Here is a 20,042-nt window from a genome sequence, read left to right on the forward strand (position 1 = left end):
CGCGGCACCGCGACCCGCTGCCCGACCTGAGGCTGCAGTCCGTGGTCGAGCTCGCCCAGGACATGGCCGGCGCGCTCACCCCGCTGGAAGCCGTCCGGGCCGCCGCCGCCCGCGCCACCGAGGCGCTCGGCGCCACCATGGCCGCGGTCTCCGTCTGGGACCGCGAATCCGGCCGGCTGCGGGTCCTGGTCAACCACGGCGAGCTCGCCCCCGGCGAGGAGGAGCTGCCCGAGGACGAGTCCTACCCCGTCGCCGACTTCCCCGAGATCGTCACCTACCTGGACGAGCGCTGGACCACCGGGCGGCTGCCGCGCGCCTGGCTGCAGACCGCCGAGAACAGCGCGCCGCACCCCGGGCACGCACACCCGACCGCCGGCGCGTACTGCCAGGAACGCGCCGCCGCGCTGCGCCGGCGCGGGCGGGCCTGCTGCGTGGTCGCGCCGATCGTGCTCCACGGGCAGGCCTGGGGCGAGCTCTACCTCGCCAGGTCGGTCGGGATGCCCGAGTTCACCGAGGCCGACGCCGACTACGCGACCCTGCTCGCCGCCCAGGTCTCGGCCGGGCTCGCCCAGACCGAACGCCTCGCCGACCTGCGCCGGCTCGCCTTCTCCGACCCGCTCACCGGCCTCGCCAACCGGCGTGCCGTCGACACCCGGCTGGAGAGCGCGCTGGAGGCGCACAACCGGGACAACACCGTCGTCTCCCTGGTCGTCTGCGACGTCAACGGGCTGAAGCGGGTCAACGACCAGCTCGGCCACGAGATGGGCGACCGGCTGCTGGAACGGTTCGCCCACCAGCTCTCGCTGGCCGCCGCCAAACTCCCCGGCAGCCTCGCCGCCCGGCTCGGCGGCGACGAGTTCTGCCTGCTGGTGGAGGGGCAGAAGGCCGACGAGGTGGTGGCCGTCGCCGAAGAGCTCTGCGCCCGGGCCCTCGCGCTGTCCGAGGGCGAGGGCGTGGCCTGCGGCGTCGCCTCCACCGGGGACTCGATCGGGCCCGTCACCACCCCCGACCGGCTCTTCCGGCTCGCCGACGCCGCCCAGTACCGCGCCAAGGCCGCCCGGGCCGCCCACCCCGTCGTCGCCGGTCGCAGCCACGGCCCCGGCTTCTCGCCGGACCCCACCGTGCTGCTCGCCGACGCCGCTGACCCGCACCACCGGGCCGACGGGCGGCGGACCGGCGGGCGGATCGGCACCGGGGACCGGCGCCGGTTCCGCGGCGCCGCCCACAGCGCCGACCCGGGTCAGCTGCTCACCGCCGTCCTCGCCGCCCTCGACCGGGCCGCCGCCGCCCGGGTCGTCCACCCGGCCGACACCCTCGGCAAGCTGGTCGTCATCGCCGAGACCTCCGCCCGGCTGCTCGACGCCGTCGGCTGGTGGGTCTCCTACGTCCCACCCGGCTCCCACCTGATGCGCACCGCCCAGCACGCCGTCTACCGGATGACCAGCGGCCCCAGCAGCGCCCGCGCCGAGACCCAGCGGGCCCAGATCGAGGCCCCCGACGCCGTCTTCGACCTGCGCCACTACCCGATGACCCGGCGCGCCGTCCGCGGCGGCGCCTTCGCCCTCCGGGCCGGGGCGGCCGGCAACGACCCGGCGGAGGAGGCCATGCTCGTGGTCTCCGGCTACCGCGGCATGGTCGCCGCCGGCGGCCACAACCCGGCCGGCGGCTGGCTCGTCGAACTCTTCGCCGACGACGCCACCCTGCCCCTCGGCCAGGCCGCCTGCGCCATGCGCGCCCTCGTCGCCGTCGCCCTCTCGGGCGCGGCCTCGCCGCCGGTGGTCTGAGAGGTCTCTTCGGGGGCGCGGGCGAAAGGCACTGTGCGCCGGGGCGCACGCGGGGGCGTGCGTACGGGCGGGCACGGTCAGGGGGCGTAACGATCCGGACAAGGCCGAGCCGGTGCCCGGGCATCCTTCGTACCCTGGCCGATGCCCGCGACCTGCCACCTGGCGTGACGTCAGAAAGTGCCGTCTGTGCGCCATTTGGCGCAGAAGTGTGCCTCCCGGTGGCGTACCAATGGGGTACTGGTCGACGCCGAGCCGGGAGGAGCCGGGATGACACTGGCGGCCGTGCACCACTGGATCGTGGTGCTCGACATCGAGGGGTTCAGCACGCGGCCGAACCCCGTCCAGCGGTCGCTGCGGCAGGCGATGTACGAGGTGCTCCGGGACGCGCTGGCGGAGGCCGGTCTGCCGGACGGGGCCGTCGCCACCGAGGACCGCGGCGACGGAGTGCTGGTCCTGGTACAGCCGCAGGTCTCGCCGGTGCTGCTGGCCGGGGCGCTCGTCCGGGCCCTGGACGACTGCCTGGCGGAGAAGGCACGGATCTTCAACGAGGCGCATGCCCTGCGCCTCCGGGTCGCGCTGCACCAGGGGCTGGTCAGCCGCGACGCGGACGGCTGGTCGGGCGACGCGGTGAACTGGACCTTCCGGCTGGTCGACGCCGCGCCGCTGCGCGAGGTGCTGGCCCGGGCGGGCCGGGCCAACCTGGCGTTCATCGTCTCCGACGAGGTCTACCAGGCCGTGGTCCGGCACGAGTACCGCACCGTCGACCCGGCCGCCTACCTGCCGGTGGGCTTCGAGGCCAAGCACGGCATCCCCGCCCGCGGCTGGATCACCGTGCCCGGCTACCCGGCTCCGCCCGGGCTGGACGGGGGTTCCGGCCCCGGAACCGGGCTCGGTCCCGGCCCCGCCGCCGCTCCCGCCGCTCCCGCTCCCGCCCCCGGTTCCGGCGGGGCGCCGACCGGCGGAGTGGTCTTCCACGCGGGCGTGGTGCACGGGGACCAGGTGGCCGGTGACAAGAACGTCCACCACGCGCCGAACTCCCCGGGCCGTCGATGACGACGCCCGGGGACACGGGGCCGGCGGTAACGGGGGTTCCGCCGGTCGACGGGGGAGGGGGCCCCTCCGGCCCGGCGGCACCGCCCGCCGCCGGGCCGGACGGGGCCCCCGTGGACGGCCCGCCGGCCGGCGAGGGTGCCGACGGCGGGCCCTCCGGCGACGCCGGCGGCGAACGGCCGGAGGGCGGTTCCGCCCGCAGCGGCGCCGCCCGGGAGAGCGCGGAGGCCACCCAGTTCGCCCAGGGCATGCTGCGCCGCGACACCGTGCGCCATGCGCTGGCGAGCATCGACGGCGACATGGTCGCCGGGGACAAGAACGTCTTCCTGGTCGGCGGCGGACGGGCGCCGCTGCGCCTGGTCTCCCCGCTGGTCCTGGAACGGGTGCGCAGCGCCTTCGCGGACCCGGCCGACTGGGACGAGGTGCGGGCCGACTTCGGCAAGCGGAGCCTGGCGATCCTGCGCGGCCCGGCCGGCTCCGGCAAGACCACGGCCGCGTTGCGGCTGCTGCTCGGCCGCTCGGTCGACCGGATCTACCACCTGGACCGCACCTCCGACCTCGGAGCGCTCATCGAGCGGCTGGAGGCCGACGCCCAGGACGGCCGGGGCGAGCCGGTCGGCTTCCTGGTCGACGAGCCGGGGGACTGCTCCACCCTGGACGGCCCGCTCCTCCAGGGACTGGACGGCGCCCTGCACCGCGCGGGGGCCCGGCTGGTCCTGACGGTCGGCCAGGAGAGCGGGCTGGTCGACTCCGAGGTCCTCGGCCACGTCATCGACCTGCCCGGCCCGCCGGAGCCCGCCCGGATCGTCCGCCGCTACCTGGACTGGCTGCTCGGCGAGCCCGCCGCCGCCCTGCTGCTGAGGCGCCAGGGCGTGGCGGAACTCCTGGACGAGCACCTCGGTGCGGACGGCGCCTGCCGGGCGGCAGCCGGACTCGCCTCCGCGCTGGGCGAGTCCGCCGAGTCCGCGGCCGGCGGCGTGCCCGACCTCGCGGTGGTCCGGGAGAAGCTGGCCCGGCGCGGTGCCGAGGACTTCGAGATCTGGGCCGAGAACCTCGAAGAGCCCTTCCTGCGCTGCTACGCCGTCGCCCTGGCGGTGCTCAACGGCCTCCCCCAGGAGGACGTCGCCGCGGCGGCCCGGGCGCTCCACCGGCGCCTGGACACCGAGGACTACACCGTCCTGGCCCCGGCGGACGGCCACCTGCCGCGGGTGCGCGAGCCGTACTGGGTACCGCGCCGGCGGCGGCTGGCCCAACTGCGCGCCCGGACGGTGCCGGTGCGGTTCTTCAGCGCCACCGGGCGGGTGCCCGCGGACGGCCTGGAGTACAAGGACCCGGGCTACCCGCGCCGGCTGATCGAGCACGTCTGGGCGGAGTACCCGCTGCAGGAGGTGCTGCTGGACTGGCTCACCGAGCTGGTCGCCGACCCGTCCGAACAGGTCCGCACGCACGCCGGGGTGGCGCTCGGGGTGCTCGCCGACCGGTCCTTCCAGTACCTGCTGGACCACGTGCTCCACCCCTGGGCGGCCAGCCCGGACCGCCGTCGCCGCACCGCCGTCGCCCACGCTCTGTCGGTGAGCGCGAAGAACCCCGAACTGCTCGGCATGGTGCGGACCTTGGCCGCCGGCTGGTTCGCCGACGCCGACCGCCCGCTGGTCCAGGCGACCGCGGCCCGGGTGTACGCGCTGAGCCTCAGCGGCGCCGGGCCGCTGGCCGCGGTCGACGCCCTGGCCCGGCTCTGCGTGGTCGACCACATGCAGGTCGCCATCGCGGTCGGCGACAGCCTGACCGACATCCTCGCCGACGACGACCGGCTGTCCGCCGTGGTGCTCGGCCGGCTCTGCACGGCGCTGGCCGACCACCGGGCCCGCCCCTCCGTCCTGCTGGCCTTCCTCGCCGTCGGCGCCCAGTTGGTGGTGGAGACCGCGACGCTGCCGGAGCCGGCCGTCCTGCCGAACTGGCCGGCCCTGCTGGTACGGGCGGACCGGGAGCCGGTGCTGCGAGCCCCGTTCGTCGAACTGTGGCGCGCGGCGCTGAACGAGGCCGTCCACCGGTCCGCCTCCGAGTACGTGCTGCAGCTGTGGGCCCGGCTGGCCGAGGGCGACCCGGAGCTGCGGGTGGTCCTCGTGCGGATGGTCGGCGCGCTGGCGGACGGCGATCCGCGGACCGCCACCATCCTGCGCCGGCAGGCCGCCGACTGGGCGGGCGCCCACAGCATCTCCCCGCTGCCGAGGACCGCCGCCGCGGTCACGGCCGAACTGGACCGACAGGAGCGTTCGAGTTGACCCCCACCCTGCCGCTGATCATCAGCGAGGAGCCGGTGCCACGGGGGCTGTCCGGCCCGGTGAAGGCGCTGAAGCCGAGCGCCGCCGCGGTGTACGCCTCCTACGACGGTGAACTCGCCTGGTTCCAGGGCAAACCGCTGAGCTGGTCGCAGCAGTTCCTCGGTAGGTACCGGACCAGGTACGAGGTGGACCTCAGCGACCACCGGCGCACCGCGCACCTGAAGAGCTGGCCGCTGCCCTCCCAGGACCAGGCCCACTGCTTCGACGCCATCGTGGACGTGGGCTTCCGGGTCCACGACCCGGTCGAGGTGGTCCGGCGCAACGTGACCGACGCCCTGATCGTGGTCTACGGGCACATCGCCGCCGTGCTCCGGGGGATCGCCCGCGGCTACCCGATCGACCAGGCGGCCCTGGCCGAGCACCGGATGAACCAGGACTGCGCCCGGGAGATGGTGCTGTCGGAGGGCATCACCATCTACCGCTGCGTGGTCGACCTGCGCCCCGACGACGCGGCCCGCACCTACATCAGCAGCCTGACCAGGGCGGACCGGGAGCTGCGGCTGGCCGAATCGGCGCAGCTGCGGGCCGAGGCCGAGGCCCGGGGCGAGCAGGTGGTGGACCGGATCAGGCTGGACGGCCGGCTCGCCCGGGAGACGCAGGAGCAGCGGGTGAAGCTGGAGCTGCAGGCCGAGCGGCGCCGGCTGCTGGGCGAGGGCGACCTCGACATCGGCGGGCTGATCCGGCTGTTCGTGCTGGAGCACCCGGACCGGGTCGCCGAGGCGATCGAGATGCGCAGCCGCTGGGAGACGTCGCTGGTCGGGCGGCAGGAGCAGTTCGACGAACGCTCGGTCGAGGTCTTCAAGTTCATGGTCGCGAACGACCTCATCCAGCCGGCCGACGTGGAGGTGATCCGGCAGCAGGCGCTGCACCGGGTGCACGGCGCGACGCTCGCGGGCGGGGCGGCCACGGCGCTGCCGCCCGTGCGGTGGGGCGGTCCGGCGGGCTCTGCGGGCTCGGGTGGTCCGGGTGGTCCGGGCGCTCCGGGCGCTCCGGGCGGCTTCGCGGGGCCGAGTGGGCCGTCCGCGCTGGTGGGGACGGTGGTCGCGGACGCGCAGGGGAGCGGCACGGCGAACGGGGTGCTCCCGGTCTACCTCCTGATCGACGAGTCGGCGGCCGTCGCGGGCTGCCTCGACGGCCTCAACAACGCGCTGCGCGGCCTGCACTCGGCCCTGCTGACCCCGCCGGAGACGGCCGCCGGGCTGCGGATCTCGGTGCTCGGCGCGGCCGGGGACACCACGGCGCACCTGCCGATGTCGGCGGTCGAGTGGACGACCGTGATGCCGGAGCTGAGGGTGCGGGCCGGCGCCCGGCACGACCTGGCGTTCGAGCGGCTGCGCAGGCTGGTCCCGGAGGACCTGGCGCGACTCAAGGCCGAGCACCGGGTGGTCCACCGCCCGGTGCTGTTCGTGCTGTTCGGCGGGGTCTGCGAGGAGAGCGTGCGGTGGCGGGAGACGGTCAGGGCGCTGACCGATCCGGTGGCCAACCCCGGCCACCCGACGGTCATCGCGGTGGGCATCGGCCGGGCCGACGAGGCGGAGATCCGAGCCATCGCCCGCTACCCCGAACTCGCCTTCGTCGCCGAGCCCGGCCTCGACCTGGCCACCGCCGCCGAGCGGTTCGCCTCGCTGCTGCGCGACTCCGTGCTGTACCTGAGCCGGGGCCTGGCCGGCGGCCGACCCGACCTGTTCATCGAGTGCCCGCCCGGCCTGCGCCGGCTCGGCGGCACCGGCTGAGCCACCCCCCCACCCGACTGCTGAACCACACCCGAACGCTGAGCACCCGACGAAAGGCACTCCCGACCATGGCCGACAACCGTGGCAACCTCATCCCGATGTACGTGGTGGCGGACGAGTCCGGCTCGATGACACCCGTCCTCGGCGAACTCAACGCCGGACTGGCCTCGCTGCACCGCGCCCTGCTGGCCGAGCCGATGGCGGCGGCGAAGGTCAGATTCTCCGTCCTCGGCTTCTCCAACGGCGTCGACGTCCGGATGAGCCTGGCCGACCTGCGGCAGGAGGACGAGCTGCCGGTGCTGACCAGCACCGGCGGCGGGACGAGCTACCGGGCCGCGTTCACGGCGCTGCTCACCCGCATCCCGCAGGACGTGCAGGAGCTGAAGCGGGCCGGGTACACGGTCTACCGGCCCGCGGTGTTCTTCCTGAGCGACGGCCAGCCCAACAGCAACGAGGACTGGGCGAGCGTGCACCGGCAGCTGACCGACCGGTCCCGGCGGGACGTCGTGGCACCGAACATCGCGGCCTTCGGCATCGGTGCCGCCGACGCGTCCACGATCCTGAACGTCGCCACCGACCAGAACTACGCCTTCGTGCAGATCCCGGGCGCCGACATCGGCGCGGCGATCACCAAGTTCTGCTCGGCGCTGACCACGAGCATCGTCGCCTCCGGGATGTCGCTCGCCGCGGGGAACGCGGAGCTGGTGGTGGACAAGCCGGAGGGCTTCCGCATGGCGATCGACGTGGTGTGAGGATGGGCCCCGAGCACCGCGCGGCCGGCCCCGACGGCCGGGCCGCACTGCCTCCCGTCTCCCCGGCCGGCTACCTGCCCGCCCCGCTCCGGCCGTCGCACCCGCCGGCGCACTCGCCGTCGCACCCGCCGGGGGCGCCCGGCCGTCCGGTCGGCGACTCGGTGTACGCGCCGCCCTCCTCGGTCTGGGCGCCGGTCGAACTGGACCGCCCGGTGGACCGGTTCGAGCCCAGGCCGCCGTCCGGTTCCTCGTACCGGCCGGACACGGTCTTCGACGGATGGTCCGGCGAGCACGTACGGGTCCGGCTGGCCTCCGTCCGGGGCTACGCGCACCGGGGGAACGGCCGGCCGCGGGAGGACGACATCGCGGTCGCGCTGCACGGCTCCGGGACGCTGGTCTTCGCCGTCGCGGACGGCGTCTCCGGGGCCGAGCAGTCGCACCTGGGCGCGACCCTCGCCTGCCGGACGGCGGTGGACACGGTGACCAGGCAACTGGACGAGGGCTGCCGCCCGGACGAGCTCGACTGGGCCAAGGTGCTCAACCACGCCGCCTACCAGCTGGTCGCGCAGACGGCGAAGATCCTCGGCCTGGCCCGGGAGGACGCGGCCGCGGCCGAGCGCCTGATGGCCACCACGCTGGTGACGGGCGTCCTGGTGCCGGCCCGGCTGGGGCTGGACGTCCACCTGGTCTCCGCGGGCGATTCGGGGGCGTGGCTGCTGTCCGGCGGCGGCCACTACATGTCGGTCATCCCGGCCGAGCACGACGGCGCCGGCCCGGTGGCCTCCTCGGCGGTGGTGGCACTGCCCCGGGTGCCCGCGAAGGTCAGGGTGCACACGGCCGCGATCTTCGGCTCGGACCGGCTGCTGGTCGGCACGGACGGCTTCGGCGGCCCGCTCGGTGACGGCACCGGCCCGGTCGGCCGGCTGTTCGCCGAGCACCTGGCGCCCTCGCTGGAACCGCGCGGCCTGGCCCACCTGCTGGACTTCTCCCGGGAGACCTTCGACGACGACCGCACCCTGCTCGTCGTCTGGCCCGCCTCCGCCGTGGAGGCCCGGCCGTGACGAAGGTCCGGGTCGAGAAGCTGACCAAGGGCGACAAGCTCGGCCAGGGCGGCCAGGGCGGCCAGGGCACCGTCTGGGCGCTGCCCGGTCGGAAGATCAACGGCGAATGGCCGGTGGCGTACAAGGAGTACTCCGCCGTCTGCCGGGACGAACTGGACGGCCCGGCCCTGGACGCGATGGTGGAGTTCGTGCCCGGGCTGCCCACCGAGACCGGGCTCTGGCTGTGCGAGCGGCTGGCCTGGCCGGCGGCCGTGGTGCTGGACGACCGGGGGCGCTGCGGCATCCTGATGCGCCTGGTGCCGGACGGTTTCTTCATCGACTCGCCGCAGGCCGGGCGGAACCTCGCCGGCTTCCAGTTCCTGCTGAACGACGAGGGCTACCTGCGCCGGGTCGGGATCTCGATCACCGTCGAACAGCGGCTCCAGCTGCTGCTCGACCTCTCCCGGACGCTCGCCGGCCTGCACCGGCTGGGCGTCGTGGTGGGCGACCTCTCGCCGAAGAACGTGCTGTTCCGGCTGGGCGCGGAGCCGAGCTGCTTCCTGATCGACTGCGACGCGATGCGGGTGGACGGCCGGGACGCCCTCGACCAGCGGGAGACCCCGGACTGGAGCCTGCCGCAGGGCGAGCCGCTGGCGACCGGGCGCGGGGACTCGTACAAGTTCGGCCTGCTGGTGGTCCGGCTGCTCGCCGGGGAGCAGGACAGCCGGGACACCGGGGCGGTCGGCGCGCTCTCGGCGGACCTCGGGCGGCTCGCCGCCGCGGCGATCGGCACGGACCCCGCGCGCCGGCCCGAACTCGCGGACTGGGAAAGGCCGTTGCTGCGGGCGATCGAGGAGCTGCGGACGCCGTCGGCCCCCGACCCGGACGAGGTGGCGGCATGGATCGGCGCGACCCTGGCGGCGGGCGCGCAGCACCCGGCGCCGCCCCGGCCGCCGGGCACGCCTGCTCCCGCCCCGCCCGCCGCCACCCCGCCCGGGCCGGGCCGGGTGCTGGCGACGGTGGTGTTCGCGGGCCTGCTCGTCTGGGCCGGCGTCAAGGGGGTGTCCGCGCTCGGGGACGACTCCGGCACCGGCTCCGGGTCGAGCGGGTCCGCGCCGGCCGCCGTCTCCACGTACCGGTCGACCCCGTACGGGAGCGGCGGCACCAGCGGCGGGACGACCGGTGGCGGGACGACCGGTGGCGGGACGACCGGCGGCAGCGGGACGACCGCGGTCGACCCGGTGAACCAGGCGAAGGCCATCGACCTGCTGCTGAACCGCAACGACGGCACGCGCAAGGTCGTCACCTCCGCCGTCCAGGCCGCGGACGGCTGCGGGAACACCGTCGACGTCCGGTACGGGGCCTCCCAGCTCCGCCAGGCGGCGGCCGGCCGGGACTCCCTGGTCGCCCGGCTGCAGGGGGTCGACACCTCGGCTCTGCCGGGCGGCGCGAACCTGGCGGCCCAGCTCTCCTCGGCCTGGACGGCCTCCGCCGCGGCCGACCGGGCGTTCGCGCGGTGGGCGGACGACGTGGCCGGCTGCGACGGCAACGCGCCGCACACCGCGGACTGGAACGAGGGGTACAACCAGAGCCAGGTGGCGACCGCGGCCAAGAAGGCCTTCGCGGCCGCCTGGAACCCGCTGGCGGACCGCTACGGGCTGGCCCACTGCGACCCGGACGCCATCTGACCGGGTGAGCCGCCGCAACGGTGAACCCCTAGGGCCTGTCCGGCGGATCTTGTCGGATCAGCGCGCGGCTCCCCCAGCCTTCGGCCGGGAGGTACCCCCACTTCGCGCCCGTCTGGGCGTGCGCCCGAATCGCCCTCGTACTGGGTGTACTTGGACGATTCGGGCGTGCGTCCAGGCGGGATGATCCGGCGTCGTGCGCCCGGCAAGATCCGCCGGACAGGCCCTAAGGCGGCAGCCGGCCTTCGGCGCGGGCCAGTTTCTCCAGCTCCGCCGGGTGCAGCAGCTCGATCTCCCGGCGCCCGGTGCGCAGCCAGCCGGCGTCCCGCCACTCCTCCAGCAGCCGGTTGACGGTTCGCCGGGAGCTGAGCACCAGGCCGGCCAGGTCGTCCTGGGACAGCGGCAGGGAGATCCTGACCTCGCCGGTGGGTGCCGGGTCTCCGTAGCGTTCGGCGAGTTCCAGCAGGAGGGCGGCCAGGCGCGGGCGGACGACGGCGGACCCGGTGGCCGCCCGCTGCTGGTCGGCGTCCCGCAGCCGGCCGGAGAGCACCTGCTGGAGGGCCTGCGCCACGGCGGGGTTGGCGTGCTGGACGGCGCCGAAGCGGCTGAGCGGGATGTGCAGCGCGGTGACCTCGGTCAGCGCGTGCAGGGTGGCCGACCGTGCACCGCCGTCGAGACCGGCCTGTTCGCCGAGCAGGTCGCCGTCGCCGCGGATGGCGAGGATCGCGCGGTAGCCGGCGCCCGACTCCACCAGGACCTTGACGCACCCGCGCTCGATCACCAGCAGGTGGTCGGAGTGCTCGTGCTGCTGGAGCAGTGCGGCGCCCGCCGGGTAGCGCACCCGGCGGGCGACGGCGGTCAGTTCGGCCCGGGCCGGGGCGTCCAGCAGGCGCCAGAACGGGATGCGTCCGCCCGACGCCGGTCCGGCCGGTCTCATCCCAGCAGCCCGGCCAGTGCGACCAGCCCGCAACCGGCGACGGCGAGCAGGAGGGACTGCCGGACCCGGCGGTCCTTGATCCAGATGATCCGGCTCATCTCCACCAACTGCCGGCTGAGCAGGGGGAGCAGGTCCGCGCCGTCCAGTTCGGCGGCGAGCCGGTCGGGCGTCCAGTGCCGGAGCTGGCCGTAGTAGACGAAGTTCGGCAGGTCGCTCTCCTGCTTGCCCCCGCCGCGCGGCACGACCACCGACACGGCGGCGACCGCGGCCAGCGCGAGGACGGCCACGCCGAGCCAGAAGGCCGTCGCGGGCAGGGCGCCGGAGGTGCGGCCGAGGCCGGTGCCGGTGCCGGACAGGGCGACGATCGCGCCGAGTGCGGCGGACTCGATGGTGAGCGCGAAGGAGGCCTTGGAATCGACCCTGCCGGTCACCTCGGTCAGCGAACCATGGATCTGCCAGGCGGTTTTGACTGCTTCTTCGTTCGACACAGGCCCCCCGGACGACCGTTCTGGACGGTTCCCGGACGGTCGGCTTCGGCCCCCGGGCTCCCGCCGGTCCAGCATAGCCACGCGGTGCCCGCCGGGGGCCGGGATCGGCCGGGAGCGGGCTCGAACTCGCCTTTCCCGTGGGGGAGGTGGGGTTGGTAGGGCGGGTGGGCCCACTGGGTCAGGCCTCGTGGGCGGCGGTGGTCGGGGGCGGGGCGAGGGCGCGCAGGGCGGCGTCGACCAGGCGGTCGGCGTGGGTGTGGGTGAGCGGGCCGAGGCGGTACTGCCAGCGGTAGTAGAGCGGGCCGTAGACGAGTTCGACGGCCAGGTCGAGGTCGGCGTCGGGGGCGATCTGGCCGGCCTCGCGGGCGCGGCGCAGGCGGTCGCGGGTGACCTCCAGCAGGGGGTCCAGCAGGCGGGTGCGGTACTCGGCGTGCAGCGCGGGGTCGTTGAGGATCTCGGCGACGATGGCGCGGTAGGTGCGGTCGGTGCCCGGGTCGGTGAGTTCGTCGCTGGTGGGGCGCAGGACGGCCCGGAGGTCGGCGGCGAGGTCGCCGCTGTCGGGCAGCGCGAGGCCGCCGTCGTGCTCGCTGACGGCGAGGAAGGCGTCGAAGACGACGGCTCCCTTCGAGGGCCACCAGCGGTAGATGGTCTGCTTGCCGACGCCGGCCCGGGCGGCGATCGCCTCGATGGTCAGCTTGCCGTAGCCGACGTCGGCGACGAGTTCGGTGGCGGCGGCGAGGACGGCGGCGCGGGCGCGCTCGCTGCGGCGGCCGGGGTCGGGGGCGGTTCTGGACGCGCTTGTGGAGGCCATGGGAAAAAGTCTATGCGAAACAGCGAGACGAGACGTATTGTCTTCTCAACGTTGCGAGACGCTACGTCTCGTCTCATTCGCTACCTCGGAGGTGCCCGTGCCCCGCCCCGCCCACATCCTGATGGTCTCCGTCCCCGCCCACGGGCACGTGAACCCCAGCCTCGCCGTGGTCGCCGAGCTGGTCGCCCGGGGCCACCGGGTCAGCTACGTCAACGACCCCTCCTTCCGGGAGATCGTGGAGTCCACCGGCGCCGACTTCGTCCCGTACCCGACCGCGCTGCCGCTCGCCGGCGACCCGAGCGGCTGGCCGGAGGACCCGGTGGCGATCCAGGAGGTGTTCCTGGACGACACCCTGGCGATGTGGCCCGTCCTGCTGGAGGCCTTCGAGGACGACCGCCCCGACCTGGTGCTCTACGACATCGCGGGCTTCGCCGCGCGGGCGCTCGGCGAGCGGCTGGGCGTGCCGGTGGTGCAGCTGTCCTCCACCTTCGTCGGCTGGGAGGGCATCGAGGAGGACCTGGCCGCGGTCTTCGAGGCGATCCGCAACGGCCCGGGCGGCCCCGAGCACTACCGGCGGTTCGCCGACTGGCTGGCCGAGGCCGGCGCGGTGCAGCGCGACGTGGAGGCCTTCAAGAACCGCCCGGAGCGGGCGATCGCCCTCGTCCCGCGCGCCCTGCAGCCCAACGCCGACCGGGTGGACGAGCGGCGCATCACCTTCGTCGGGCCCTGCTTCGGCGACCGGGCCCACCAGGGGCAGTGGCAGCGCCCGGAGAGTGCCGAGAGGGTGCTGCTGGTCTCGCTGGGCTCGGCCTTCACCCACCACCCGGCGTTCTACCGGGCCTGCATCCGGGCCTTCGGCAACCTGGCGGGCTGGCACACCGTGCTCCAGATCGGCAAGCACACCGACCCGGCCGAACTCGGCGAGGTGCCGGACACCGTCGAGGTGCACCGGTGGGTGCCGCAGCTGTCGGTACTCGCCCAGGCGGACGCCTTCGTCACCCATGCGGGCATGGGCGGCTCCAGCGAGGGGCTGTGCCACGCCGTGCCGATGATCGCGGTGCCGCAGGCCGTCGACCAGTTCGCCAACGCGGACGCCCTGGTGGGCCTCGGCGTCGCCCGCCGGCTGGACACCGAGCAGGTCACCGCGGAGGCGCTGCGCTCCGCCCTGCTGGAGCTGGTCGACGATCCGGCGGTGGCCGAGCGGCTTCGGGAGCTGTCCGCCGCGGGCCGGGCCGAGGGCGGCACCGCGCGGGCGGTGGAGCTGATCGAGGCCGAGCTCGTCCAGTAGCCGGGGGGTCGGGGGCTGCGGCGTGCGGCGCGGATCCGGAGGGCGGAGAATCCGGATGACGAACACCTGTTGTCATATCTTCATTCACCTGATGTGATGGTGTATATGGATATGCACAGTGCTGTGGCCCCCGACGCTCCGCTGGTCCTGGTCGGCAAGGCCGACGTCAGCGCCGACGACGTCCTGGCCGTTGCCCGGGGCAACGCCCGGGTCGAGATCGGTCCCGACGCGCAGGCCGAGATGGCGGTCGCCCGCGCCCGGATCGACGCCCTCGCGGCCGAGCCGCGCCCCGTCTACGGCGTGTCGACCGGCTTCGGCGCGCTCGCCGTACGGCACATCAGCCCCGAGCTGCGCGCCCAGCTGCAGCGGTCCCTGGTGCGCTCGCACGCCGCCGGCATGGGGCCGGCCGTCGAGCGCGAGGTCGTCCGCGCGCTGATGTTCCTGCGGATGAAGACGCTGGCCTCCGGCCGTACCGGCGTGCGCCCGCTGGTCGCCGAGACCATCGCCGCCCTGCTCAACGCGGGCATCACCCCGGTCGTCCGCGAGTTCGGCTCGCTCGGTTGCTCCGGCGACCTCGCGCCGCTGTCGCACTGCGCGCTGGTGCTGATGGGCGAGGGCACGGCCACCGGCCCGGACGGGGTCGAGAAGCCCGCCGGCGAACTGCTCGCAGCCGCGGGGATCGAGCCCGTCGAACTGCTGGAGAAGGAGGGCCTGGCCCTCATCAACGGCACCGACGGCATGCTCGGCATGCTGGTGATGGCCATCGCCGACCTCCAGCGGCTGTTCACCACCGCCGACATCACCGCCGCCATGACCCTGGAGGCGCTGCTCGGCACCGACAAGGTGCTCGCCCCCGAGCTGCACCTCCCGATCCGCCCGCACCCCGGCCAGGCGCTCAGCGCCGCCAACATGCTCGCCGTCCTCAAGGACTCCGGCCTCACCGGCCACCACCAGGACGACGCGCCGCGGGTCCAGGACGCCTACTCGATCCGCTGCGCCCCGCAGGTCGCCGGCGCCGGCCGGGACACCCTGGCCCACGCCCAGCTGGTCGCCTCCCGCGAGCTGGCCGCCTCGGTCGACAACCCGGTGGTGCTGCCCGACGGCCGGGTCGAGTCCAACGGCAACTTCCACGGCGCCCCGGTCGCCTACGTGCTGGACTTCCTCGCCATCGCCGCCGCCGACCTCGGCTCGATCTCCGAGCGCCGCACCGACCGCCTGCTCGACAAGGCCCGCTCGCACGGCCTGCCGGCCTTCCTGGCCGACGACCCGGGCGTGGACTCCGGCCTGATGATCGCCCAGTACACCCAGGCGGCGCTGGTCAGCGAGAACAAGCGGCTGGCCGTCCCGGCCTCCGTCGACTCGATCCCCTCCTCCGCCATGCAGGAGGACCACGTGTCGATGGGCTGGTCGGCCGCGCGCAAGCTGCGCCAGGCCGTCGAGAACCTCGGCCGGATCCTGGCCGTCGAACTCACCGCCGCCGCCCGCGCGCTGGAGATCCGCCAGCAGGCCGACTCGTCCGGCCGGATCGCCCCGGCCACCGCGGCCGCGCTGGCCGCCGCCCGGGAGGCCGGGGTCGGCGGCGCCGGCCGCGACCGCTTCCTCTCCCCGGACCTGGAGGCGGCCGCGGCGCTGGTCGCCACCGGCGAGCTGGTGCGGGCGGTCGAGCAGGTCACCGGCCCGCTGGCCTGACCCGCCGCCCCGGGAGCACGCCCCCGGGCGCGGGGCGGCCGGGCTCAGTCCCAGTCGCCCCGCGGCCGGCGGTCCTCGCGGGACCTGCGCTCGCCGAACGCGGCGGCGAAGTTGACCCCGACGATGCCCGCCCAGCAGACCAGCAGGCCGGCGAAGCCGCCGTTGCCGGGGCCGGACGCGATCGCGGTCAGCGGGATGCCGAAGACCATCGAGGCCACGGCGAGCCCGGTGCCGGAGCGCTTGCTCCACCCGTGGTGGCGGGGGCGTTGGTGGCGCTCGCGGTACGGGTGCGGCTCGTAGCCGTCCAGCCGCTGGGCGACGGAGCGCTCGACCCGGGCGTCCAGACGGGCGTCGAGGCGCTTCATGAAGGAGTCGACCAGCTCGTCCTCGTACTCCTTGCCGAGCTCCTTGCGGGCCTGCAGGGTGGCGTCGAGGTCGCGCCGCAGGTCGTCCTGGCGAGTGTCCATGGGGTACAGCGTGGCCCCGGCCGCGGTACCCGGTCCATCCGTTCGCGGGGGGAATCCGGGCGGGCTCAGGGTGAAATCAGGGTTACCCCGAGTCGGGCCGGGCCCCGCCGGCCCGGGGGCGGGCCCACCGTCCGACATCCGGGACGTCTCATGGAGCGTTCCGCCGTACGAGACGTCTTTGCCAGGCGCGGCGCGCTGCTGCACAGTCGTCGTCCGAACCGCACGCATCCGGAGGTACTGATGACCGCCCTCGACGAGACCGGCAGCGTCGGACCCTCCGCCCGGCTGCTCCAGCTGTTCGAGGGGCACCGGCTGACCCCGACCCAGCGCCGGATCGCGCACTCGCTGGTGCGGCACGCCACCGAGGCGCCGTTCCTGTCCAGCGTGGAGGTCGCCGAACTCGCCGGCGTCAGCCAGCCCTCCGTCACCCGCTTCGCCGTCGCGCTCGGGTACGACGGCTACCCGGCGCTGCGCAAGCAGCTGCGCGAACTCGGCGGCGGAGAACCCGCCGCGCCGGAGACCCCGGACGACGCGGTGCGCAACGAACACCAGCAGGCCGTGCTCGCCGAGATCGAGCACCTGCGCCACCTCGCCGAACTCCTCGCCGACCCGGAGCCGATCATCCGGGCCGCCCGGCTGCTCGCCGCCTCCCGCCCGCTGCCCGTCCTCGGCCTGCGGGCCGCCTCGGCGCAGGCGCGCGGCTTCGCGTACTTCGCCGCCAAGGTGCACCCGGACATCCGGCTGCTGGACGAGGGCGGCAGCATGCTCGCCGACCGGCTGGAACAGGCCGCGGCGGCGGGCGCGACCGCTCTGCTCTGCTTCGCGCTGCCGCGCTATCCGCGGGAGCTGATGGACGCACTGACGGTGGCCCGCGAGTGCGGGCTGACCGTGCTGACCGTCGCCGACAGCGCCTTCGCGCCGGTCGCCAAGCTGTCCGACCTGATGCTGCCGGCCGCCGTCGGCACCGGGTTGGTCTTCGACACCGCGTGCGCGCCGATGATGCTCGGCCGGGTGCTGCTGCAGACCATGTGCGACGAACTCCCCGGCGCGGAGGCCCGGTTGGAGTCGATCGAGCAGTCGGCCGCGGCGCGCGGGCTCTTCTTGGAATAGGCACAGCCTGGAATAGGCGCAGCCTGGAACAGGCACAGCGTGGAGTAGACGCAGCTTGGAGCGGCGGCGGGGGAGTAGTCGACACGAACCCGGGCATCCCCTACGGCAGGGGGTGCCGCCCATGCGCGTGATCCACGAGATGAAGTTCGTCGCCCGCCTCTCCTCGGGTGCCGACGAATGGTCCTGCCCCGCCTGCGGACGCCGCGTCACCCTGCGGCGGCTGCCCGACCCCGAACTGACCGTCCTCGATCCGGGCGACGAGTCCGCCGTCCACGTCGGCGTCATCGAACCCGACGGCCGGGCCGCCGCCGAACGCTACGGCCTCGGCCCCGTCCAGAACATCCCCCGCCCGCCGGCCCCACCCACCCCCGACGCCGACGACCGCCGCTGGCTCGCCGAGATCGGCATCGACTGGGACGGCGGCGACGCGGCGGCGTGACTCAGCCGCGGGGCGCGTAGAGCGGAAGACCGGAGGTGTCCAGCTCGGCGGGCAGCGGCGAGGGCAGCGGAACGGGCTCGCCGTACTTGCCGTGCAGGACGCCCTGGTACTCGCCGTCGCGGGGGTGGGTGTGGAGTGCCCAGGCGCCCTTGCGGGGGTCGACCGCGAGGAGGACCGGCACGCCTGCGAGCGCGTACCAGCTGGTCTTGGCGGCGATGAGGCTGATCCGCTCGGAGGTCGAAATGACCTCCACGGCCAGCTCGACATCGTGCGGGTCCGCCAGCCATTCGTCGTCGTCCTCCCAGTCGCGCGGCAGAACGACGAGGTCGGGTGTCGCGTAGTCCTCCGCGTTGTCGGGCATGGCGATCGACGAGACCTCGTAGGCGCCGAGACCCGTCGGGAGCCCGGCGTCGAGCTGGCGGGACAGGCGCTTGGTGGTCCCCGCGTGCTTGCCGCGGGGTGTCGGGGGCATCACCAGGGTTCCCCCGATGATCTGGACGCGTAGTCCCGTGCGCCGCTCGATCTCCTCCGCCACATCCCGGAGTCTGCCGGGCCGCACGGTGATGGCCGTCATCGTGTCCCCCGCTCCTTGGCGCTGGGCCGAGTGGCTGGTGTTCGCCGGGTTCAGGCTAGCGCGCCAAGTCGGCCGGTGCCGTGGCTGATCGGATTGTTTCGGGGTCTGGTCGAAAGCCGGTTGTTTAGTTATATTCAACCGAACCGAGCTTGAATGAATCCATCCGCAGAGAGGCCGGGACTATGGTGCAGCAGGCGAGCGGGCCGCGCGAGGTGCGCGCGGCGCGCGGGACGGGGCTGACGGCGCAGGGGTGGCAGCAGGAGGCTGCCCTGCGGATGCTGATGAACAACCTCGACCCCGAGGTGGCCGAGCACCCGTCGAAGCTGGTGGTGTACGGCGGCACCGGCAAGGCCGCGCGGGACTGGCGCTCCTTCGACGCCATGGTGAAGACGCTGGAGGGCCTGAAGCAGGACGAGACCATGCTGGTCCAGTCCGGCCGCCCGGTCGGCGTCATGCAGACCCACGAGTGGGCGCCGCGCGTGCTGATCGCCAACTCCAACCTGGTCGGCGACTGGGCCAACTGGGAGGAGTTCCGCCGCCTGGAGAGCCTCGGGCTCACCATGTACGGCCAGATGACCGCCGGCTCCTGGATCTACATCGGCACCCAGGGCATCCTCCAGGGCACCTACGAGACCTTCGCCGCCGTCGCCAACAAGCGCTTCGACGGCACGCTGGAGGGCACCATCACCCTCACCGCCGGCCTCGGCGGGATGGGCGGCGCCCAGCCGCTGGCCGTCACCATGAACGGCGGCGTGGCGATCTGCGTCGACTGCGACCCGTCCCGCATCGCCCGCCGGATCGAGCACCGCTACCTGGACGTCGAGGCCAAGAACCTCTCGCACGCCCTGGAGCTGGCCACCGCCGCCCGCGACAAGAAGCAGCCGCTCTCCATCGGCCTGCTCGGCAACGCCGCCGAGCTCTTCCCGCAGCTGCTCGCGATGGACGCGCCGATCGACATCGTCACCGACCAGACCAGCGCCCACGACCCGCTCAGCTACCTGCCGATCGGCGTCGACTTCGACGACATGGCGGACTACGCGGCCGCCAAGCCCGCCGAGTTCACCCAGCGCTCGCGCGAGTCGATGGCCAAGCACGTCGAGGCCATGGTCGGCTTCCAGGACCGCGGCGCCGAGGTCTTCGACTACGGCAACTCCATCCGCGGCGAGGCCCAGCTGGCCGGCTACGACCGCGCCTTCGCCTTCCCCGGCTTCGTCCCCGCCTACATCCGGCCGCTGTTCTGCGAGGGCAAGGGCCCGTTCCGCTGGGCCGCGCTGTCCGGCGACCCGCAGGACATCCACAAGACCGACAAGGCCGTCCTCGACCTGTTCCCGGAGAACGAGTCGCTGCACCGCTGGATCAAGATGGCCCAGGAGAAGGTGCACTTCCAGGGCCTGCCCGCGCGGATCTGCTGGCTCGGCTACGGCGAGCGCGACAAGGCCGGCGAGCGCTTCAACGACATGGTCGCCTCCGGCGAGCTGTCCGCGCCGATCGTCATCGGCCGCGACCACCTGGACTGCGGCTCCGTCGCCTCCCCGTACCGGGAGACCGAGGCGATGCTCGACGGCTCGGACGCGATCGCCGACTGGCCGCTGCTCAACGCCATGGTCAACGTGGCCTCCGGCGCCTCCTGGGTCTCCATCCACCACGGCGGCGGCGTCGGCATCGGCCGCTCGATCCACGCCGGCCAGGTCACCGTCGCCGACGGCACCGCGCTGGCCGGGGAGAAGATCCGCCGGGTGCTCACCAACGACCCGGGCATGGGCGTCATCCGGCACGTGGACGCCGGCTACGACCGTGCCGACGAGGTCGCCGCCGAGCGCGGGGTCCGCGTCCCGATGGGTGAGCTGTGACGG

16 protein-coding genes and 1 pseudogene are annotated in these 20,042 nt (G+C 74.4%); 12 read left to right on the forward strand and 5 right to left on the reverse strand.

What is annotated here, in order from left to right:
- Nucleotides 1–62: 62 nt before the first annotated feature.
- The 7 genes and pseudogenes from BX285_RS38235 to BX285_RS09580 all read left to right on the forward strand — a co-directional run.
- A pseudogene (locus BX285_RS38235) lies at nt 63–1,214 on the forward strand (diguanylate cyclase domain-containing protein); the annotation flags it as partial.
- 837 nt (nt 1,215–2,051) lie between these two features.
- Entirely contained in the window at nt 2,052–2,837 is a 786-nt protein-coding gene (locus BX285_RS09555) for a hypothetical protein (RefSeq protein ID WP_121174892.1), read from the forward strand.
- A 110-nt stretch (nt 2,838–2,947) separates the two neighbouring features.
- Nucleotides 2,948–5,116 carry a hypothetical protein gene (locus BX285_RS09560; protein WP_121174893.1) on the forward strand — a complete coding sequence of 723 codons (2,169 nt, stop codon included), beginning with the start codon at nt 2,948–2,950 and terminating at the stop codon, nt 5,114–5,116.
- Entirely contained in the window at nt 5,113–6,909 is a 1,797-nt protein-coding gene (locus BX285_RS09565) for a hypothetical protein (protein ID WP_121174894.1), read from the forward strand. The genes BX285_RS09560 and BX285_RS09565 overlap by 4 nt, the downstream gene beginning before the upstream one ends.
- 68 nt (nt 6,910–6,977) lie before the next feature.
- Nucleotides 6,978–7,661, forward strand: coding sequence for a hypothetical protein (locus BX285_RS09570; RefSeq protein WP_121174895.1), 684 nt, complete (start codon nt 6,978–6,980; stop codon nt 7,659–7,661).
- 2 nt (nt 7,662–7,663) lie between these two features.
- Nucleotides 7,664–8,722, forward strand: coding sequence for a protein phosphatase 2C domain-containing protein (locus BX285_RS09575; protein WP_097237599.1), 1,059 nt, complete (start codon nt 7,664–7,666; stop codon nt 8,720–8,722).
- Entirely contained in the window at nt 8,719–10,389 is a 1,671-nt protein-coding gene (locus tag BX285_RS09580) for a hypothetical protein (protein WP_121174896.1), read from the forward strand. Before BX285_RS09575 ends, BX285_RS09580 begins: the two co-directional genes overlap by 4 nt.
- A 223-nt stretch (nt 10,390–10,612) precedes the next feature.
- Here BX285_RS09580 and BX285_RS09585 read toward each other — a convergent pair whose 3' ends face one another.
- From BX285_RS09585 to BX285_RS09595, 3 genes are all read right to left on the reverse strand, one after another.
- On the reverse strand, nt 10,613–11,323 hold the full coding sequence (locus tag BX285_RS09585) for a Crp/Fnr family transcriptional regulator (RefSeq protein WP_257032672.1): 711 nt from the start codon (nt 11,321–11,323) through the stop codon (nt 10,613–10,615).
- Complete coding sequence (locus BX285_RS37215; protein ID WP_179852855.1) at nt 11,320–11,754, reverse strand: Pycsar system effector family protein; 435 nt, start codon at nt 11,752–11,754, stop codon at nt 11,320–11,322. The genes BX285_RS09585 and BX285_RS37215 overlap by 4 nt, the downstream gene beginning before the upstream one ends.
- A gap of 235 nt (nt 11,755–11,989) precedes the next feature.
- On the reverse strand, nt 11,990–12,622 hold the full coding sequence (locus BX285_RS09595; RefSeq protein ID WP_121174897.1) for a TetR/AcrR family transcriptional regulator: 633 nt from the start codon (nt 12,620–12,622) through the stop codon (nt 11,990–11,992).
- Nucleotides 12,623–12,743: 121 nt separating this feature from the next.
- Here BX285_RS09595 and BX285_RS09600 point away from each other — a divergent pair, with 121 nt between their 5' ends.
- Nucleotides 12,744–13,910, forward strand: a complete 1,167-nt coding sequence (locus BX285_RS09600) for a macrolide family glycosyltransferase (protein ID WP_220783943.1) — start codon at nt 12,744–12,746, stop codon at nt 13,908–13,910.
- Between the two features lie 105 nt (nt 13,911–14,015).
- The gene (gene hutH, locus BX285_RS09605; RefSeq protein ID WP_373560505.1) at nt 14,016–15,599 is read left to right on the forward strand and encodes a histidine ammonia-lyase; all 1,584 of its coding nucleotides are present in this window, start codon (nt 14,016–14,018) and stop codon (nt 15,597–15,599) included.
- A 44-nt stretch (nt 15,600–15,643) separates the two neighbouring features.
- On the opposite strand, the gene BX285_RS09610 is transcribed toward hutH, so the two are convergent.
- Nucleotides 15,644–16,066, reverse strand: coding sequence for a hypothetical protein (locus tag BX285_RS09610; RefSeq protein WP_121174899.1), 423 nt, complete (start codon nt 16,064–16,066; stop codon nt 15,644–15,646).
- A 240-nt stretch (nt 16,067–16,306) separates the two neighbouring features.
- On the opposite strand from BX285_RS09610, the gene BX285_RS09615 reads away from it, so the two are divergent.
- Together BX285_RS09615 and BX285_RS09620 are read left to right on the forward strand one after the other, a co-directional pair.
- Nucleotides 16,307–17,176: a MurR/RpiR family transcriptional regulator gene (locus BX285_RS09615; protein WP_097237606.1), complete on the forward strand. Its 870-nt coding sequence runs from the start codon at nt 16,307–16,309 to the stop codon at nt 17,174–17,176.
- A gap of 121 nt (nt 17,177–17,297) precedes the next feature.
- Nucleotides 17,298–17,615, forward strand: coding sequence for a hypothetical protein (locus BX285_RS09620; RefSeq protein ID WP_097237607.1), 318 nt, complete (start codon nt 17,298–17,300; stop codon nt 17,613–17,615).
- A 1-nt stretch (nt 17,616) separates the two neighbouring features.
- Here BX285_RS09620 and BX285_RS09625 read toward each other — a convergent pair whose 3' ends face one another.
- Nucleotides 17,617–18,189: a Uma2 family endonuclease gene (locus BX285_RS09625; RefSeq protein WP_097237608.1), complete on the reverse strand. Its 573-nt coding sequence runs from the start codon at nt 18,187–18,189 to the stop codon at nt 17,617–17,619.
- Nucleotides 18,190–18,371: 182 nt separating this feature from the next.
- Between BX285_RS09625 and hutU the strand changes: the two genes are divergently transcribed.
- Nucleotides 18,372–20,039, forward strand: coding sequence for a urocanate hydratase (gene hutU / locus BX285_RS09630; RefSeq protein ID WP_121174900.1), 1,668 nt, complete (start codon nt 18,372–18,374; stop codon nt 20,037–20,039).
- The last annotated feature ends 3 nt before the right edge of the window (nt 20,040–20,042 follow it).

Origin of the sequence: Streptomyces sp. 1114.5 (assembly GCF_003635085.1) — a bacterium.
Classification (GTDB): domain Bacteria; phylum Actinomycetota; class Actinomycetes; order Streptomycetales; family Streptomycetaceae; genus Kitasatospora.